Source organism: Sphingomonas sanguinis NBRC 13937 (genome assembly GCF_001591005.1).
Lineage (GTDB): Bacteria > Pseudomonadota > Alphaproteobacteria > Sphingomonadales > Sphingomonadaceae > Sphingomonas > Sphingomonas sanguinis.
In genome coordinates, this window is record NZ_BCTY01000011.1 from 1 (window position 1) to 16,255 (window position 16,255).

At 64.4% G+C, this 16,255-nt stretch carries 19 protein-coding genes; 8 read left to right on the forward strand and 11 right to left on the reverse strand.

Annotated features, from left to right (window positions below; translation table 11 throughout):
• Positions 1–132: 132 nt before the first annotated feature.
• From grxD to SSA01S_RS07105, 3 genes are read right to left on the reverse strand one after another with little or no spacing between them, the layout of a single operon-like run.
• The gene (gene grxD / locus SSA01S_RS07095; protein WP_056439494.1) at positions 133–456 is read right to left on the reverse strand and encodes a Grx4 family monothiol glutaredoxin; all 324 of its coding nucleotides are present in this window, start codon (positions 454–456) and stop codon (positions 133–135) included.
• A gap of 26 nt (positions 457–482) precedes the next feature.
• Positions 483–719 carry a BolA/IbaG family iron-sulfur metabolism protein gene (locus SSA01S_RS07100; RefSeq protein WP_058717554.1) on the reverse strand — a complete coding sequence of 79 codons (237 nt, stop codon included), beginning with the start codon at positions 717–719 and terminating at the stop codon, positions 483–485.
• A gap of 2 nt (positions 720–721) precedes the next feature.
• Positions 722–1,045 (reverse strand): DUF1476 domain-containing protein, encoded by a 324-nt coding sequence (locus SSA01S_RS07105; protein ID WP_061779822.1) that lies wholly within the window; start codon positions 1,043–1,045, stop codon positions 722–724.
• Between the two features lie 233 nt (positions 1,046–1,278).
• Here SSA01S_RS07105 and SSA01S_RS19440 point away from each other — a divergent pair, with 233 nt between their 5' ends.
• Positions 1,279–1,428 carry a hypothetical protein gene (locus SSA01S_RS19440; RefSeq protein ID WP_156477700.1) on the forward strand — a complete coding sequence of 50 codons (150 nt, stop codon included), beginning with the start codon at positions 1,279–1,281 and terminating at the stop codon, positions 1,426–1,428.
• A 21-nt stretch (positions 1,429–1,449) separates the two neighbouring features.
• On the opposite strand, the gene leuD is transcribed toward SSA01S_RS19440, so the two are convergent.
• The 8 genes from leuD to thiS form a co-directional block, all read right to left on the reverse strand.
• Entirely contained in the window at positions 1,450–2,061 is a 612-nt protein-coding gene (gene leuD, locus SSA01S_RS07110; protein WP_061779823.1) for a 3-isopropylmalate dehydratase small subunit, read from the reverse strand.
• Between the two features lie 160 nt (positions 2,062–2,221).
• Complete coding sequence (gene leuC / locus SSA01S_RS07115; RefSeq protein ID WP_061779824.1) at positions 2,222–3,676, reverse strand: 3-isopropylmalate dehydratase large subunit; 1,455 nt, start codon at positions 3,674–3,676, stop codon at positions 2,222–2,224.
• Positions 3,677–3,775: 99 nt separating this feature from the next.
• Entirely contained in the window at positions 3,776–4,459 is a 684-nt protein-coding gene (locus SSA01S_RS07120; protein ID WP_061779825.1) for a glutathione S-transferase family protein, read from the reverse strand.
• The gene (locus tag SSA01S_RS07125; protein WP_061779826.1) at positions 4,459–5,094 is read right to left on the reverse strand and encodes a CoA transferase subunit B; all 636 of its coding nucleotides are present in this window, start codon (positions 5,092–5,094) and stop codon (positions 4,459–4,461) included. The genes SSA01S_RS07120 and SSA01S_RS07125 overlap by 1 nt, the downstream gene beginning before the upstream one ends.
• A 2-nt stretch (positions 5,095–5,096) precedes the next feature.
• Entirely contained in the window at positions 5,097–6,041 is a 945-nt protein-coding gene (locus tag SSA01S_RS07130) for an HAD family acid phosphatase (protein WP_082794978.1), read from the reverse strand.
• Between the two features lie 94 nt (positions 6,042–6,135).
• Positions 6,136–6,837, reverse strand: coding sequence for a CoA transferase subunit A (locus tag SSA01S_RS07135; RefSeq protein ID WP_061779827.1), 702 nt, complete (start codon positions 6,835–6,837; stop codon positions 6,136–6,138).
• A 271-nt stretch (positions 6,838–7,108) separates the two neighbouring features.
• Positions 7,109–7,291, reverse strand: a complete 183-nt coding sequence (locus SSA01S_RS07140; RefSeq protein ID WP_061779879.1) for a CsbD family protein — start codon at positions 7,289–7,291, stop codon at positions 7,109–7,111.
• Positions 7,292–7,381: 90 nt separating this feature from the next.
• Positions 7,382–8,392, reverse strand: coding sequence for a sulfur carrier protein ThiS (gene thiS / locus SSA01S_RS07145; RefSeq protein ID WP_082678473.1), 1,011 nt, complete (start codon positions 8,390–8,392; stop codon positions 7,382–7,384).
• A 114-nt stretch (positions 8,393–8,506) separates the two neighbouring features.
• Here thiS and aroQ point away from each other — a divergent pair, with 114 nt between their 5' ends.
• The 7 genes from aroQ to SSA01S_RS07180 all read left to right on the forward strand — a co-directional run bounded on the left by aroQ (position 8,507) and on the right by SSA01S_RS07180 (position 16,205).
• The gene (aroQ, locus tag SSA01S_RS07150) at positions 8,507–8,941 is read left to right on the forward strand and encodes a type II 3-dehydroquinate dehydratase (RefSeq protein WP_058717945.1); all 435 of its coding nucleotides are present in this window, start codon (positions 8,507–8,509) and stop codon (positions 8,939–8,941) included.
• Between the two features lie 14 nt (positions 8,942–8,955).
• A complete protein-coding gene (gene accB, locus SSA01S_RS07155; RefSeq protein WP_061779828.1) occupies positions 8,956–9,444 on the forward strand; it encodes an acetyl-CoA carboxylase biotin carboxyl carrier protein in 489 nt (162 codons plus the stop codon).
• Positions 9,445–9,450: 6 nt separating this feature from the next.
• Positions 9,451–10,803 carry an acetyl-CoA carboxylase biotin carboxylase subunit gene (gene accC / locus SSA01S_RS07160; RefSeq protein WP_061779829.1) on the forward strand — a complete coding sequence of 451 codons (1,353 nt, stop codon included), beginning with the start codon at positions 9,451–9,453 and terminating at the stop codon, positions 10,801–10,803.
• A gap of 227 nt (positions 10,804–11,030) precedes the next feature.
• Positions 11,031–11,366, forward strand: a complete 336-nt coding sequence (gene arsC / locus SSA01S_RS07165) for an arsenate reductase (glutaredoxin) (protein WP_061779880.1) — start codon at positions 11,031–11,033, stop codon at positions 11,364–11,366.
• A 160-nt stretch (positions 11,367–11,526) separates the two neighbouring features.
• Entirely contained in the window at positions 11,527–11,865 is a 339-nt protein-coding gene (locus SSA01S_RS07170; RefSeq protein ID WP_007405799.1) for a P-II family nitrogen regulator, read from the forward strand.
• A 107-nt stretch (positions 11,866–11,972) separates the two neighbouring features.
• Entirely contained in the window at positions 11,973–13,385 is a 1,413-nt protein-coding gene (gene glnA, locus SSA01S_RS07175; protein WP_042490094.1) for a type I glutamate--ammonia ligase, read from the forward strand.
• Positions 13,386–13,655: 270 nt separating this feature from the next.
• Positions 13,656–16,205: a TonB-dependent receptor gene (locus SSA01S_RS07180; RefSeq protein WP_061779830.1), complete on the forward strand. Its 2,550-nt coding sequence runs from the start codon at positions 13,656–13,658 to the stop codon at positions 16,203–16,205.
• Positions 16,206–16,255: the final 50 nt, after the last annotated feature.

Below are 16,255 nucleotides of genomic sequence, written 5' to 3' on the forward strand. Positions count from 1 at the left end.
GGGGTTCACGGCCAGCGGGGACACCCCTCCACCACCACTTCGCGGCGGTCCCCCTCCCCTTGCAGGGGAGGAATAAAAAAAGGGGCCGGATCGTGGTCCAGCCCCCTTTTCAATCTTACAACCGTCGACCGGTCACGCGGTCTTCACATCCTGGACCAGCTCGGCCAGTTCGCCGCTTTCGTACATCTCCATCATGATGTCCGAACCGCCGACGAACTCGCCCTTTACATAGAGCTGCGGGATGGTCGGCCAGTCCGAATAGGCCTTGATGCCTTGGCGGATACCCTGGTCCTGAAGAACGTCGACGCTCTCGAACGGCACATCCAGATGGTTCAGGATCGCCACAGCGCGGCTGGAGAAACCGCATTGCGGGAAGAGCGGCGTGCCCTTCATGAACAGCAGGACGGCATTGTCCTTCACCAGCGCGTCGATCCGCGCGTTCGTATCGTCGGTCATGTCATTCATCCTCGAAGGAAAACGGGTCAGGCGGCCGGAACCGCCGTGGTCAGTTGCAGCGCGTGGAGCTCGCCCCCCATGCGCCCGCCCAGCGCGGCATAGACGGCGCGGGTGCGCGCGACGCGGCTCATGCCCGCAAAGCTGGCGGCAACCACATGGGCGGCATAGTGATCGCCGTCCCCGGCTAGGTCGGTGATCTGGACCTCGGCATCGGGAATGGCGGTGCGGATCATCGCGGCGATATCGTCGGCGGCCATCGGCATGATCAGCGGCTCTCGATCAGCTGGCGGCGCGCCTCGACCTGCTGCTCGTCGAGCGCACGACGGACCTCGGCCTCCCCGACATCGATCCCGGCAGCGGTCAGGTCGCCCAGCAGTTTGCGGATGACATCCTCATCACCGGCTTCCTCGAAATCGACCTGGACAACCGCCTTGGCATAGGCATCGGTTTCGGCGGGGGTCAGCTTCATGCGTTCGGCCGCCCATTGCGCGACCAGCCGATTGCGCCGGGCCGTGATGCGGAACATCATGTCCTGGTCGGCCACGAACTTGGCCTCGAACCCCTTCCTGCGATCATCGAAACTCGTCATCGGTCCGCTATCCCCCAGCCCCGCGGGGCTTCGCCAGTCATCACGTTAGACGCCCGAAATAGGCATGACGCCGCGCAGGTGCAACCAATGCGCCGCTGCGTCGTTATCGCGCGCCGCAAATTCCCACCGGCCGAAACGGGAACATAGCGTATCGCTCGCTCGTACTGTAAGCAACGCAGTGATCGGACGACTGGCCGCCCTTACGAGCCGGGGCCGATCGGCAGGAGAGAGCGATGCGTCACGAGCATTTCCCGAAAAACCGCGAGGTTGCCCGCAGCTATGACATGGCTCCACCCGCACCGGTGGCTGGCTTGGTCAACGGCCTGTTGGCATCGTTGGTCCTCTGGGCCTTGATCGCAGGTGTCGTCGCCTTCGCCCTGTAACCAAGGGCGGTAAAAGGAAAATCAGGACAGCGCCGCCGTCAGCCGCGCCCGCCCCTCGACCCAGGGGCGCCCTGCCGCCATCTCGCCCTCGAACCGGCCGATGGCTTCGTCCCGCGCCAGGGTCAGCCCTACTTCGTCCAGCCCCTTCATCAGGCATTCGCGACGAAACGGGTCCAGCTCGAAAGGGAAACGATCCTGATAGGGCGTCGTGACGCTCATCGTTTCCAGATCGACGGTGATAGGCTGGTCCTTCGCCACCTCCAGAAGACGGTCGACCGCTTCCTGCGGCAGGACCACCGGTACGATGCCGTTCTTGAAGGCATTGCCCGAGAAGATGTCCGAGAAACTCGGCGCGATCACCGCCTGGATGCCCATATCGGCCAGCGCCCAGGCGGCATGTTCGCGGCTGGACCCGCAACCGAAATTGTCGCCCGCGATCAGGATCGGCGCCCCCGCATAACGCGGATCGTCGAAGATATTACCCGGCTGCGCCCGCACCGTCTCGAACGCGCCACGCCCCAGACCGGCGCGGGTGATGGTCTTCAACCAATGCGCCGGGATGATGACGTCGGTGTCGATATTCTTGGCACCCCAGGGATAGGCCGTGCCCGAGACGGTCGTGACCGGATTCATGCGTCGATCCTGCCCTGTTCAGCGCGTCGGGGCGGGTCGCTGCTCGGCCGTGGCGGGGCGCGAGGCAACCCCGGCGGCATAGGCAGCCGCGCCGCACAGCACCGCGCCGGTGACGAGCATGACCAATACGTGCTTCATGATGCTACCCCTGCCGTCCCTGTTATGCGTCTTCACGATCGACGTCGTGGACATTCAACTCTCTAACATCGAAAAGGCGCCCGGTCACGGCCGCCGCCGCCGCCATCGCGGGGGAAAGCAGGTGCGTACGCGCCCCCGGCCCCTGCCGCCCGACGAAATTGCGGTTCGACGTGGAGGCACAGCGCTCGCCCGGCGGCACCTTGTCGGGGTTCATGGCAAGGCACATCGAGCAACCCGGCTCGCGCCACTCGAAGCCCGCCTGCACGAACACCTGGTCCAACCCCTCGGCCTCGGCCTGACGCTTGACCAGACCCGAGCCCGGCACGACCAGCGCACGGACGCCGTCGGCCACGCGGCGGTCGCGCGCCACGGCGGCGGCGGCGCGCAGATCCTCGATCCGGCTGTTGGTGCAGCTGCCGATAAAGACATGCTGGATCGCGACATCCTGCATCGCGGTGCCGGGGGTCAGGCCCATATAGTCGAGCGACTTGCGCGCCGCTTCGCGCTTGGACGGATCGGCGAAGCTGTCGGGATCGGGAACCACGCCGGTGATCGGCACCACATCCTCGGGGCTGGTGCCCCAGGTCAGGTTCGGCGCGATGTCGGCGGCGTCCAGCGTCACGACCTTGTCATACACCGCCCCCGGATCGGTCGGCAGCGTCCGCCACCAAGCGACGGCCTTCTCCCAATCCTCGCCCTGGGGGGCCATGGGGCGGCCCTTCAGATAGGCGAAGGTCGTCTCGTCCGGCGCGATCAGGCCCGCCCGCGCGCCGCCTTCGATCGACATGTTGGCGATGGTCAGGCGCCCTTCAACCGACAGGTTGCGGATGACGCTGCCGGTGAATTCGATGACATGGCCGGTCCCGCCCGCCGCACCGATCTTGCCGATGATGGCCAGCACGACGTCCTTGGCCGACACGCCGTGGCCCAGCACGCCATCGACGCGCACTTCCATCGTCTTGGACGGCGACAGCAGCAACGTCTGGGTCGCCAGCACATGCTCGACCTCCGACGTGCCGATGCCGAAGGCCAGCGCGCCCAGCGCGCCGTGTGCCGAGGTATGGCTGTCGCCGCACACCAATGTCGTGCCCGGCAGGGTGAAGCCCTGTTCCGGCCCGACGACATGGACGATACCCTGCGCCGCCGCCGTCGCATCGATATAATCGACACCAAACTCGGCGGTGTTGCGACGAAGCGCGTCCAACTGCTGCGCGCTTTCCGGGTCGGCGATGGGCAGGAGCTTGCCGTTCGCGTCCTTGCGCGGCGTCGTCGGCAGGTTGTGATCGGGCACCGCCAGCGTCAGCTCGGGCCGCCGTACCTTGCGCCCGGCGGCGCGTAGCCCCTCGAACGCCTGCGGGCTCGTCACCTCATGGACGAGGTGGCGGTCGATATAGATGAGGCAGGTGCCATCGGGCCGCCGTTCGACAACGTGCGCGGCCCAGATCTTCTCGTACAGAGTCTGGGGTCGTTGGGCCATGATGGGGGCGCTGTTATCCGAAAAGGTGCGAAAGGCAAAGGCGAAGCGTAATCTTATTTCGCTTCGGTAGCGAATTTGCCTCTCGAAGGAGGGTTTTGCTCACGCGCGGAAGTCTTGAGTCACGCCGCCGCATTCGGCCAGCTCGATCTCATGATCGGGGTCGCGCCACGTCTCCGCTAAGGCCTGAGCCTCCCAGTCCTGCGCCGCCGGGTGCGCGAGCAGCGTCTCGACCCAGGTAGCACCAGCCGCGCCGACATCGATGGCATAGGTCCGCACCCGAAACGCCACCGGCGCGTAAAACGCATCGACTGCCGAGAAGCGCGCGCCTGCCAGCCAAGGCCCGCCGAACCGCGACAGCCCCTCGCTCCATAATTCCGCCAGCCGCGCGACATCGCGCTCCAGCCGGGGTGACGGCGGCTTAGCGTCCACCCGCACGCCGATATTCATCGTCCGCTCGGCGCGGAGCGCGCCAAAGCCGCCATGCATCTCGGCCACCGCACACATCGCCCAGGCGCGCGCCGCCTCGTCCTCCGGCCAGACACCCGGATGCCGTTCGGCCAAATACAGCGTGATGCCCAGCGAGTCCCATACCGTCCGCTCGCCATCGAGTAGCACCGGCACTTGGCCCGTCGGGGAGAAGGCGCGGAACGCCTCGTAATTCTCCGCCGCCGCGAACGGCTCGATCCAGTCTGTGAAGGCGATCCCGAGCGCCTTCATCAGCAGCCAGGGACGCAGCGACCAGCTGGAATAATTCCGGTTCGCGGTGACGAGCGTATAGGCCATCAGCGCTCGAACTTGGCCGTGGTCTTCGCCGCCACCTCGTCGGCGGTCACGCCCGGCGCGCATTCGACCAGCCGGAACAGGCTGTCATGGTCGGGACGCTGGAACACCGCCAGATCGGTGACGATCATGTCGACGACGTTGCGCCCGGTCAGCGGCAGGGTGCATTCCGGGATGAACTTCGGACTGCCGTCCTTGGCGTTGTGCTCCATGACGACGATGATCTTCTTGACGCCCGCGACCAGATCCATCGCCCCGCCCATGCCCTTGATCATCTTGCCGGGGATCATCCAGTTGGCGATGTCGCCCCCTTCGGACACTTCCATCGCGCCCAGCACGGTCAGGTCGATATGCCCGCCCCGGATCATCGCGAAGCTGTCGGCGGACGAAAAATAGACCGAGTGCGGCAACTCGCTGATCGTTTGCTTGCCCGCATTGATCAGGTCAGGATCGACCTCATCATCATAGGGGAACGGCCCGATGCCCAGCATCCCGTTTTCGGATTGCAGCGTGACCTCAACCCCTTGCGGGATATGGTTGGCCACCAGTGTCGGGATGCCGATGCCGAGATTCACATAGAAGCCGTCCTTCAGCTCCTTGGCCGCACGGGCGGCCATTTCGTCGCGGGTCCAGGCCATGCTCATTGCTCTCCTGTCGGATGCCACCGCCGGTCGGCGGGGAAGATGTCGTCGGGCGTACCCTTCAGCGCCTTGCCATAGACGGGGTTCGGAAAAACGAACCAGCCACGCCCCCACAAGGCGGCGACACGCGGGCTATCCGCCCGGGCGCGACGCTCCGCGACGCTGGCCGGCGTGTTGAACAGGTCGCTGAAATCGCCGAGCTGGTCGCCGCCCATCGCGATCACGCAATAGCGATCGGCGATCCGCCAGCGCCGCGCGTCCTTATTGTCGCCGGTAGGGGTGTCGGTGCGGACGAACAGCGTGTCGCCATGCACCGCCGGGCCCAACCCCGCCGCGTCGATCGCGCGGGCCGCGCCAGCGGCGTCGTCGCGATTGGTGTTGAAGATCACGGTCACGCCCATGGTCCGCAAGTCAGCGATCGCCGCCGCCGCGCCGGGCGTGGGCAGGACGGCATGGCCATCGCTCTGCTCCCAGGCGTTCCAGCGGCCGGGAAAGGCGCGATCGGCGCGGCCGGTCAGGTCGTCCTGCTCGAAGCCCAAGTTGAGGAGGACCGTCTCATCGACGTCGAACACCGCCGCCGGGCGCTTGCCTGCGCAGGATACGAAGCGCGGATCGTTCAGCGTCGCGCCCTGCGCCAGTACGACGCTGTCGGACTGCGGACGACGAACGCGGTCTGCGGCATAGGTGACGAGTGCGTTCCATGCCTGGCGCGAGATCGCATCGGCTTCGGCCGAGCCGTAGAGATATTGCATCCCGGCCAGCTTGGGGTTGGTGGCGGGTGGTGGGGGTGCGGGGCTGTTGTTGCCGACCGCGACGACGCAGCCGGATAGGGTCAGGGCGGCGGCGAGTGCGGCGCCCAGCCTCAGGCCGGGGAGCCCTCCCCCAGCCCCTCCCGCCTGCGGGAGGGGAGAGGTTATTTGGCGACTGTCTTGCTTTCTCAACATGCGTTTACGCCCCCAATGTCCGCCAAGCGCGCTCCCCCTCCCGCAGGCGGGAGGGGGCCGGGGGGAGGGCCCGACCCACCCCCTGCCCTAACCGTCAAACCCGCTCGCGCACCGTGCGGAACTCGATCTTCTTCTCATACGGCGCGCCGACGATCATCCGCTTCACGTAAATCCCGGGCAAATGGATCTGATCGGGGTCGAGGCTGCCCACCGGCACCACCTCTTCGACCTCGGCGACACAGATGCGCCCCGCCGTCGCCATCGGCTGGTTGAAGTTGCGCGCGGTCTTGCGGAAGATCAGGTTCCCGGCCTCGTCGGCCTTCCACCCCTTGATGATCGACAGGTCGGCGCGAATACCGCGCTCCAGGATGTAATCCTCGCCGTCGAAGCTCTTCACTTCCTTGCCTTCGGCCACCTTCGTGCCGACGCCGGTCTTGGTATAGAAGCCGGGAATGCCCGCACCCCCTGCCCGGCAACGCTCGGCGAGCGTCCCTTGCGGACAGAACTCGACCTCCAGCTCGCCGCTCAGATATTGCCGCTCGAACTCCTTGTTCTCGCCGACATAGGAGGAGATCATCTTCTTGACCTGATGCGAGCGGAGCAGCTTGCCCAGCCCCACGCCGTCGATCCCGGCATTGTTGCTGGCGATGGTCAGGTCCTTGACTCCCGCGGCCTCGATCGCGTCGATCAGCCGCTCCGGGATACCGCACAGGCCGAAGCCCCCGGCGCAGATCGTCATGCCGTCATGGAGCAGGCCGTCGAGCGCGGCGGCCGCGTCGGAATAGAGCTTCTGCATGGGCGTCCTCCCTATAATGCGGCAAGCGTTAGGCGGAGGGGCAGAGCCCGGTCAAGCCGGCATAGCGTGTACGGAACAAGCGGGCCGGACGACGGAAGCTTCTACCCAACAGACTAATAACGCTCACAAAACCGTTTCCACGCTGCCAAGGCGATCCAAGCAGAAATCGATTGCATGACCGGATCAAACATAGACAAAACAAAACCGCCCCGGAGTAATCCGGGGCGGCAAGTTCGTTGCTGATTGCTTTAGTCAGAAACGATTAGCAGGTTCAGATGTTGTCGCCAAGAGCGCCCTTCACCGAACCCTTCATCTGCTGGCCCTTGCCTTCCAGCTGCTGGGCTTCGCCCTCGGCTTGCAGCTTTTCGTCATGGTTGTGTTCGCCAATGGCTTCCTTGGCCTTGCCAACCAGTTCGTTGACGTTGCCCTTGATCTTGTCGACGAGTTCACCCATGGGGGCCTCCATTACTGGGGATCAAAGCGATCCCGTTGAACACTCGAAGACAAAACACTTCGTTACGCGGCAAGTTCCCTGAAATTAACGTCAGATCAGGCCCGCCAGCGGGCTCGACGGGTCGGCATAGCGCCGCATTCCCATCCGCCCGGCGCGATACGCCATGCGCCCCGCCTCGACCCCGGCCTTCATCGCGCGAGCCATCAGCACCGGGTCCTTGGCCTCAGCAATCGCGGTGTTCATCAGTACCCCGTCACAGCCCAGCTCCATCGCCACCGCCGCCTCGGACGCGGTGCCGACCCCGGCATCGACCAGCACCGGCACCTTCGCGCCTTCGACGATCAGGCGAATCGTGACCTTGTTCTGGATGCCCAGCCCCGACCCGATCGGCGCACCCAACGGCATGATCGCGACCGCGCCGACATCCTCCAGCCGCTTCGCCGCAATGGGATCGTCAACGCAATAGACCATCGGCTTGAAGCCTTCCTTGGCCAGCACTTCTGTCGCCCGCAGCGTCTCATACATGTCCGGGTAGAGCGTCTTCGCCTCGCCCAGCACCTCCAGCTTGACCAGGTCCCAGCCGCCCGCCTCGCGCGCTAGGCGGAGCGTGCGGATCGCATCCTCGGCCGTGAAGCAGCCCGCCGTGTTGGGCAGATAGGTGATCTTCTTGGGGTCGATGAAATCGGTCAGCATCGGCGCGTTGCGGTCCGACACGTTCACCCGGCGCACCGCAACCGTGACGATCTCCGCGCCGGAGGCTTCGACCGCCGCCGCATTCTGCGCGAAGTCCTTGTACTTGCCCGTGCCGACGATCAGGCGCGAGCGGAAACGCTGCCCCGCGACCTCCCACGAATCATCCTCGACGACCGGCGCCGCATGGTCGCCGCCGCCGACGAAGTGCACGATCTCGATCTCGTCGCCATCCTCCACCTGCACCTGCGCCAGCGTCGAGCGGGGCACGACCTCCAGATTGCGCTCCACCGCCACCTTTTCGGGCACCAGCCCCAGCTGGCTCGCCAGATCGGCGAGCGACAGGCCCGCAGGCACCCGCTTATGCTCGCCATTCACGGTGATCGTCACGGTTCCATCGGTGTGGGGCATATGTGTGTCACTTACCATGCAGTCGCTGCCCGCTCGACGGAGAGGTGGGCAAGCGGTTAAGGAAGGCCCTCGATCTAGGCCCGGCCACCCCGAGCCGCAACCATGGGAGTGCCGATGCCCGCGACCGTTTATGTCCTCAACGGGCCGAACCTGAACCTGCTGGGTATGCGCGAGCCGCATATATACGGCCATGACACGCTGGACGATATTGCCGGGATGCTGGAGGATCGGGCCCGCGAGCTCGACCTGGAGATCGACATGCGCCAGTCCAACCATGAAGGCCATCTGATCGACTGGCTGCACGAGGCCCAGGCCTATGAGGCGAAGGCCGTGCTGCTCAATGCCGGCGGCTTCACCCACACCTCGATCGCGATTCACGACGCGATCAAGTCGGTGACGACGCCGGTGATCGAGGTTCACCTTTCCAACCCCCATGCGCGGGAGGTTTTCCGCCATGAAAGCTATATCGGGCGTGCCGCAAAAGGCACAATTGCCGGTTTTGGCGCGCAATCCTATCTGCTCGCGCTTGAAGCCGCGGCCCGGTTCTGACAGGAGCGCGTCCCATGACCGAAAAGACTGAACAAGCGATGAAGGTCGATGTCGACCTCGTCCGTCAGCTCGCCGAGCTGCTCGACGCCACCGCCCTGACCGAGATCGAGGTCGAGCATGGCGACCGCAAGATCCGCGTCGCGCGCAAGGCGGCGGCCGTGGCCCAGATGGCCTATGCGCCCGCGCCTGTGGCGCCCCCTGCCCCGGCGGCGGCTGCGCCCGTTGCTCCCGCCGCTGCGGAAGTCGGCGCCTCGGCCCCGGCCGTCTCGGCCAACGCCGTGAAGTCGCCGATGGTCGGCACCGTCTATCTGTCGGCCGAGCCGGGCGCCAAGCCCTTCGCCTCGGTGGGCCAGAAGGTCGCCGCCGGTGACACGCTGCTGATCGTGGAAGCCATGAAGGTGATGAACCCGATCACCGCGACCCAGGCGGGCACCGTCACCGCCGTCCTGGTCGAGAACGGCCAGCCGGTCGAGTTCGACCAGCCCCTGGTCGTCGTCGAGTAAGCCGCCTTGGCGCAGATCAAGAAACTCCTGATCGCCAATCGCGGTGAGATTGCGCTTCGCATCCACCGCGCCTGTCACGAAATGGGGATCGAGACCGTCGCCGTGCACTCCACGGCCGACGCCGATGCCATGCATGTGCGCCTCGCCGACCAGGCGGTGTGCATCGGTCCGCCTGCGGCCACCGACAGCTATCTCAACATCCCCAACATCATCTCGGCCGCCGAGATTTCGGGCGCGGACGCGATCCATCCGGGTTACGGCTTCCTCTCGGAGAACGCCAAGTTCGCCGAGATCGTCGAAGCGCACGGCCTGATCTTCGTTGGCCCCAAGCCCGAGCATATCCGGGTGATGGGTGACAAGGTCGAGGCCAAGCGCACCGCCGGGGCGCTCGGCCTGCCGCTCGTCCCCGGTTCGGACGGCGCGATCTCGGACCTCGAGGAGGCCAAGGCGCTCGCCACCAAGATCGGCTATCCGGTCATCATCAAGGCGGCCTCGGGCGGCGGCGGACGCGGCATGAAGGTCGTGTCCTCCGAAGACCAGCTCGAAACGCTGATGCAACAGGCCGGTTCGGAGGCGAAGGCTGCCTTCGGCGACTCGACCGTCTACATGGAAAAATATCTGGGCAATCCCCGGCATATCGAATTCCAGGTGTTCGGCGACGGCAACGGCCAGGCAATCCATCTGGGCGAGCGCGACTGCTCGCTCCAGCGCCGCCACCAGAAGGTGCTGGAGGAAGCCCCCTCGCCGATCATCACGGCCGAGGAGCGCGCACGCATGGGCGGCGTCGTGGCCAAGGCGATGGCCGATATGGGCTATCGCGGCGCGGGCACGATCGAGTTCCTGTGGGAAGACGGTGAGTTCTATTTCATCGAAATGAACACCCGCCTTCAGGTCGAACATCCCGTCACCGAGATGATCACCGGCCTGGACCTGGTGCGCGAGCAGATCCGCGTGGCCGAGGGTCATCCGCTGACCCTGCGCCAGCAGGACGTGCAGTTCCGCGGCCACGCGATCGAGTGCCGCATCAACGCGGAAGACCCGCGCACCTTCGCACCTTCGCCGGGCACGGTGAAGATGTATCACGCACCGGGCGGCATGCATGTCCGCGTCGATAGCGGCCTGTACCAGGGCTATAAGGTCCCGCCTTATTACGACAGCATGATCGCCAAGCTGATCGTCTACGGCACGACCCGCGAAGGCGCGCTGCGTCGCCTGCGTCGCGCGCTCAACGAGTTCGTGATCGAGGGCATGAAGACCACCATCCCGCTGCATCAGGCGCTGTTGGACGATCCGGAGTTCCAGAAGGGCGACTATACGATCAAGTGGCTGGAGGAGTGGCTGGGCAAGCAGGACGCCTGAACCGGTCCGCGACATCCGAAGTTATCGAAGGGGACAGGGATGGCGCGAGCCACTCCTGTCCCCTTCGTCATGGAAAACATCGTCCAGCGGTCGCCGCACGTTTGCGCGACGCGGCCGGTCGTCGAGCAGGCTCGGCGTAGCGGGATGGACCGTGGGTTCATCCCGCTCGTTCCGCCTATCGCGAGCTTGGCTTTCGCAGCGGCCGGGCGCATAGATCGTCCATGGCCATTCATGCGACCATCTATCACAATCCGCGCTGCGGCACCTCCCGCCAGACGCTGGCCCTGTTGAACGAAGCAGGGGCCGACGTCACGATCGTCGAATATCTCAAGACCCCGCCATCCGCTGACACGCTCCGCCGCCTTTATGCAAAGGCCGGGATTTCGCCACGCGACGGACTGCGCAAGACCGAGGCCGGGGCAGTGCCGCTGCTGGAGGCGGATGACGCAACCGTTCTCGCCGCGATGATCGCGGACCCGATCCTGATCCAGCGACCGCTGGTCGAGACCGACAAGGGCGTCGTGCTTGCCCGACCTTCCGAAACCGTCCGGGCCATCCTGTGATCGCTGCCCATAAATTGAGCAGCACACGGCATCTTGCCCGCTTTTCGGGCGCAATCCTTACCATTTTCTTGCCCTTCCACGAGGGCGACGCAGTTGGCACGATCCCTGCTACGCAGGCGGTCGGGCGAGGGTTCGAACACCATCGGGGACAGTCAGACTCGTGAAAAAGATTGAGGCGATCATCAAGCCCTTCAAGCTGGATGAGGTGAAGGAAGCGCTGCACGAAATTGGCGTGTCCGGCATCACCGTCACCGAGGCGAAGGGCTTCGGCCGCCAGAAGGGCCATACCGAGCTTTATCGCGGGGCCGAATATGTCGTCGACTTCCTGCCGAAGGTGAAGCTGGAAGTGGTGGTCGAGGACGGCCTGGCCGAACGCGTGGTGGAGGCGATCGCCGCCGCCGCGCAGACCGGCCGCATCGGCGACGGCAAGATCTTCGTGATCCCGGTCGAAACCGCGCTTCGCATCCGCACGGGCGAACGCGACGACGCGGCGATCTGACGCACCCCATACTCATCCGTCACCGGGCCGACATCCGGCCCGACTAAACACGTATCACCGGCCCCGGCCTTTCGCCGGAGGGCGGCCAAGCAGAGAGAGAACGGAACATGGCGAACACGGCCAGCGATATCCTGAAGCAGATCAAGGACGAAGAGATCGAGTGGGTCGACCTGCGCTTCACCGATCCCAAGGGCAAGTGGCAGCACCTGACCATGGTCGCCTCGATCCTGGGTGAGGACGAGCTGACCGATGGCCTGATGTTCGACGGCTCCTCGATTGAGGGCTGGAAGGCGATCAACGAGTCGGACATGGTCCTGAAGCCCGACCTCGACGCCGTGTACACCGATCCCTTCTCGGCGACCCCGATGCTGATCGTGTTCTGCGACATCGTCGAGCCGTCGACCGGCGAGCTCTATGCCCGCGATCCGCGCTCGACCGCCAAGCGCGCCGAGGCGTTCGTGAAGACCACCGGCATCGGCGATACCGTCTATGTCGGCCCGGAAGCCGAATTCTTCATGTTCGACAACGTCCAGTTCGACACGAACTATGCGTCGTCCTACTTCAAGATCGACGATATCGAGCTGCCGACCAACACCGGCCGCGAATATGAGGGCGGCAATCTCGGCCACCGTCCGCGCGCCAAGGGCGGCTATTTCCCCGTCGCGCCGGTCGACTCGGCCGTCGACATCCGTGGCGAGATGGTTTCGACCATGCTCGAAATGGGCCTGCCCTGCGACAAGCACCACCACGAAGTCGCCGCCGCGCAGCACGAACTGGGCATGACCTTCGGCACGCTGACCCAGACCGCCGACCGCATGCAGATCTACAAGTATGTCGTGCATCAGGTCGCGCAGGCCTATGGCAAGACTGCGACCTTCATGCCGAAGCCGATCAAGGAAGATAACGGCTCGGGCATGCACACCCACTTCTCGATCTGGGAAGGCAAGACCCCGCTGTTCGCCGGCAACGGCTATGCTGGCCTGTCGGAAACCTGTCTGTATTTCATCGGCGGCGTCATCAAGCATGCCAAGGCGCTGAACGCCTTCACCAACCCGACCACCAACAGCTACAAGCGTCTGGTGCCGGGTTACGAAGCGCCCGTGCTGCTCGCCTATTCGGCGCGCAACCGCTCGGCCTCGTGCCGCATCCCGTACGGCACCGGTCCGAAGTCGAAGCGCGTCGAAGTGCGCTTCCCCGACGCGCTGGCGAACCCGTATCTCGCTTATGCGGCGCTGCTGATGGCGGGTCTGGACGGTATCCAGAACAAGATCCATCCGGGCGAGGCGATGGACAAGAACCTGTACGACCTGCCGCCCGCCGAGCTGGCCCAGGTCCCGACCGTCGCCGGTTCGCTCCGCGAAGCGCTCGACTCGCTGGCCGCCGACCACGACTTCCTGCTGAAGGGCGACGTGTTCACCAAGGACCAGATCGAGAGCTACATCGAGTTGAAGATGCATGAAGTGATGCGCTGGGAAATGACCCCCAGCCCGGTCGAATACGACATGTATTACAGCGGCTGATCCAGCCTCTGATCGATGTCACTACGGGGAAAGGGGCCGCAAGGCCCCTTTCTTTTTGCGCCCATCCCGCCCCGTAAATGACCAGGATCGCATCATAAAGCCGAAAAGCCCCCCACGTTCGTAACTGCGGACGCGCCTGTAACGGACTGAATAGGACCAAAGCGAGCATATAGGCGCTTTCATTTTTACATATAAAAATTGCAACAAAGGCGACACAGATCGCTTTTAGGGGGCTGCCCCAAGGCCAATCCAAGCCTGTGGGGACTAAGCATGAAATTGAAAATCATCCGCGCTGCCGGGTTCGGCGGCGCGTGCCTGATGGCGTTCACGTCGCATACCGCCATTGCTCAGACAGCCGGAACGATCGCGGCCGAGAACCGCGCCGAAGACGACATCATCGTCACCGGCCAGAAATTGGCGGGCACGGGCATCGAAATGTCCAATTCGGCCAAGGCGCGTGCGGTCGTCACCCAGGACTATATCGCGCATACTGTCCCCGGTCAGTCGATCTTCAACGCGATCAACATGGTGCCCGGCGTCAACTATGTCGCCAGTGATCCTTATGGCGGCAATGGCGGCACGATCCGCATCCGCGGCTTCGACCAGTCGCGTATCGCCTTCACCTTCGATGGTTTGCCGCTGAACGATGCGGGCAACTACGCCATTTACTCCGCCCAGCAGGTCGATCCCGAACTGGTCGAATCGGTCAATGTCGGCTTTGGCTCGACCGACGTCGACACGCCATCGGCCAGCGCGTCGGGCGGGACGGTCAACTATCGGACGATCATGCCAACCGACAAGGTCAGCGCGATGGGCGTCTATTCCCATGGGCGGGGCAACATGAACCGCGTCTTCGGCCTGATCAACACCGGCGATCTGAACCAGAGCGGCACGCGGGCTTGGGTGGCGGCCAGCAACCAGCGTTACGACCTCTTCCCGTTCTCCATCGTGCGCAAAAGCCAGTACAATGCCCGCATCTACCAGCCACTGGGCTCAGGCAAGGATTTCGTGTCGCTGGCGGGTTTCTTCTACCAGCATCGCAACACCGGCTATGGCAATCCATCGGTCGCGCAGATCAATACGATCCTCGGCAACCCGTTTCCGATCAAGACGGCAACGGCCGCAAATCCGGTCCGTGTCGACGTGACACGACAGCAATATGACCAGGTGCTGGCGACGGGCGGCTTCTTCAACTCGAACGAGTGCACGCTGGCCTCCGCCAGCCCCGGTGCCGGGTCCGTGCAGGACGATCGACGTCTGTGCACCAATGTGCGACAGATCAACGTGAATCCAGTCGACACCGGCAATCTCCGCTTCAACAGCCTGTTTACGTTGAGCGATCACCTGACCTTCACGGCGGACGGCGGGTACAGCTATACGCTGGCCAATGGCGGCGGCTCCAACGTGTTCGCCGAAAGCGATGCCAATGCCACGCAGTCAGGCGTTTCGCGCAACCAGTTCGGGCGGATGGGTGCAGGACGCGCGGCGGGTCGCGATTTGAACGGCGATGGCGATCTGCTCGATTATGTCCGTCTCTTCTATCCTTCGAACACGCAGACCCATCGCCTGATTGCGGTTGCCGGTCTGCGCTATGACATAGACGCGGCCAATCTGGTTCGTCTGGCCTATACCTGGGATCGGGCGCGCACCCGCCAGACCGGCGAGGCGGGATTTCTGTACCCCGATGGTCGTCCCAAATCCTATTTCGGCGGCCTGGGCGGCGGTGACGCAGCGGTATTGGATGCGGCAGGCGCGCCGCTCAACAAGCGCAATCGCCTGACTTACTCGATCCTGCATCAGCTGTCGGGCGAGTATCGCGGGCGACCGATCGACGACAGCCTGTCGCTGACCATCGGTTTGCGCGCGGCCTTCTATCGCCGCAACATGAGCAATGCCTGCTATACGATCCCCGGAAGCGGGAGCGAAGCCTATTGCACGTCCCAGTCCGCGCAGCAGGTGGCGGCCGACAGCCGCACGGCCAAGTTCGGCCCGCCCTATACCGGCCGTATTCGCGAATACCGTGCGTTCCTGCCCAATATCGGCATGGTGTGGCAGATGGTCCCCGCCCTCAGCCTCTATGCCAGCTGGAACCGCGGCTTCTCGGCCCCCAGCACCGACATCTATTCCTATGACGACAAGGTCATCTCGCTCAAGGACAAGGAGGCGGTTCCCGAGCGTACCGACTCCTTCGACACCGGCCTGCGTTACACCAACGGCATCGTACAGGCTCAGCTAGGCGGCTGGTTCATTCGCTACGACAACCGCATCGTCAACGTGACCGTGCCGCTGGAGGGCGGTGGTACGATCAGCGCCAGCCGCAATGTCGGGCGGGTGGACAGCAAGGGCATCGACGCCACCCTGTCGCTCACCCCAACCCGTTGGTTGTCGCTTTACGGGTTCGGCTCCTACCTGAAGTCGACGCTCCGGGACAATGTGCTGAATGGTGACGGTTCCGGGACAATCCTGATCGCGACCAAGGGCAAGCAGTTGGTCGATACGCCCAACTGGCAATATGGCACCCGGGCGCAGATTACCCTGCCCAGCCTCGTCCTGGGTGTCTCGGCCAAGCATGTCGGGGATCGCTTCATCACCGATGAAAATGATGCGATCTCTGCTGGCTATACGCTGGTCGACCTCGATGCGCAGATCGGTCTGGGCGCGGTCGGCCTGCCCAAGACCTATTTCCAGCTCAACGTGACCAACCTGCTCGACAAGCGCTATTACAGCAATGTCTGGTCGGCGCCCCGGATCGCGAATGGGGGCTGGCTGAACTTCGGCAACGGCCGGACGGTCATCGGTACGCTTCACTTCGAGTTCTGATCGGCAGGGCGCGACGGAGAGATACCGTCGCGCCCCATCCTTTCAGTGCG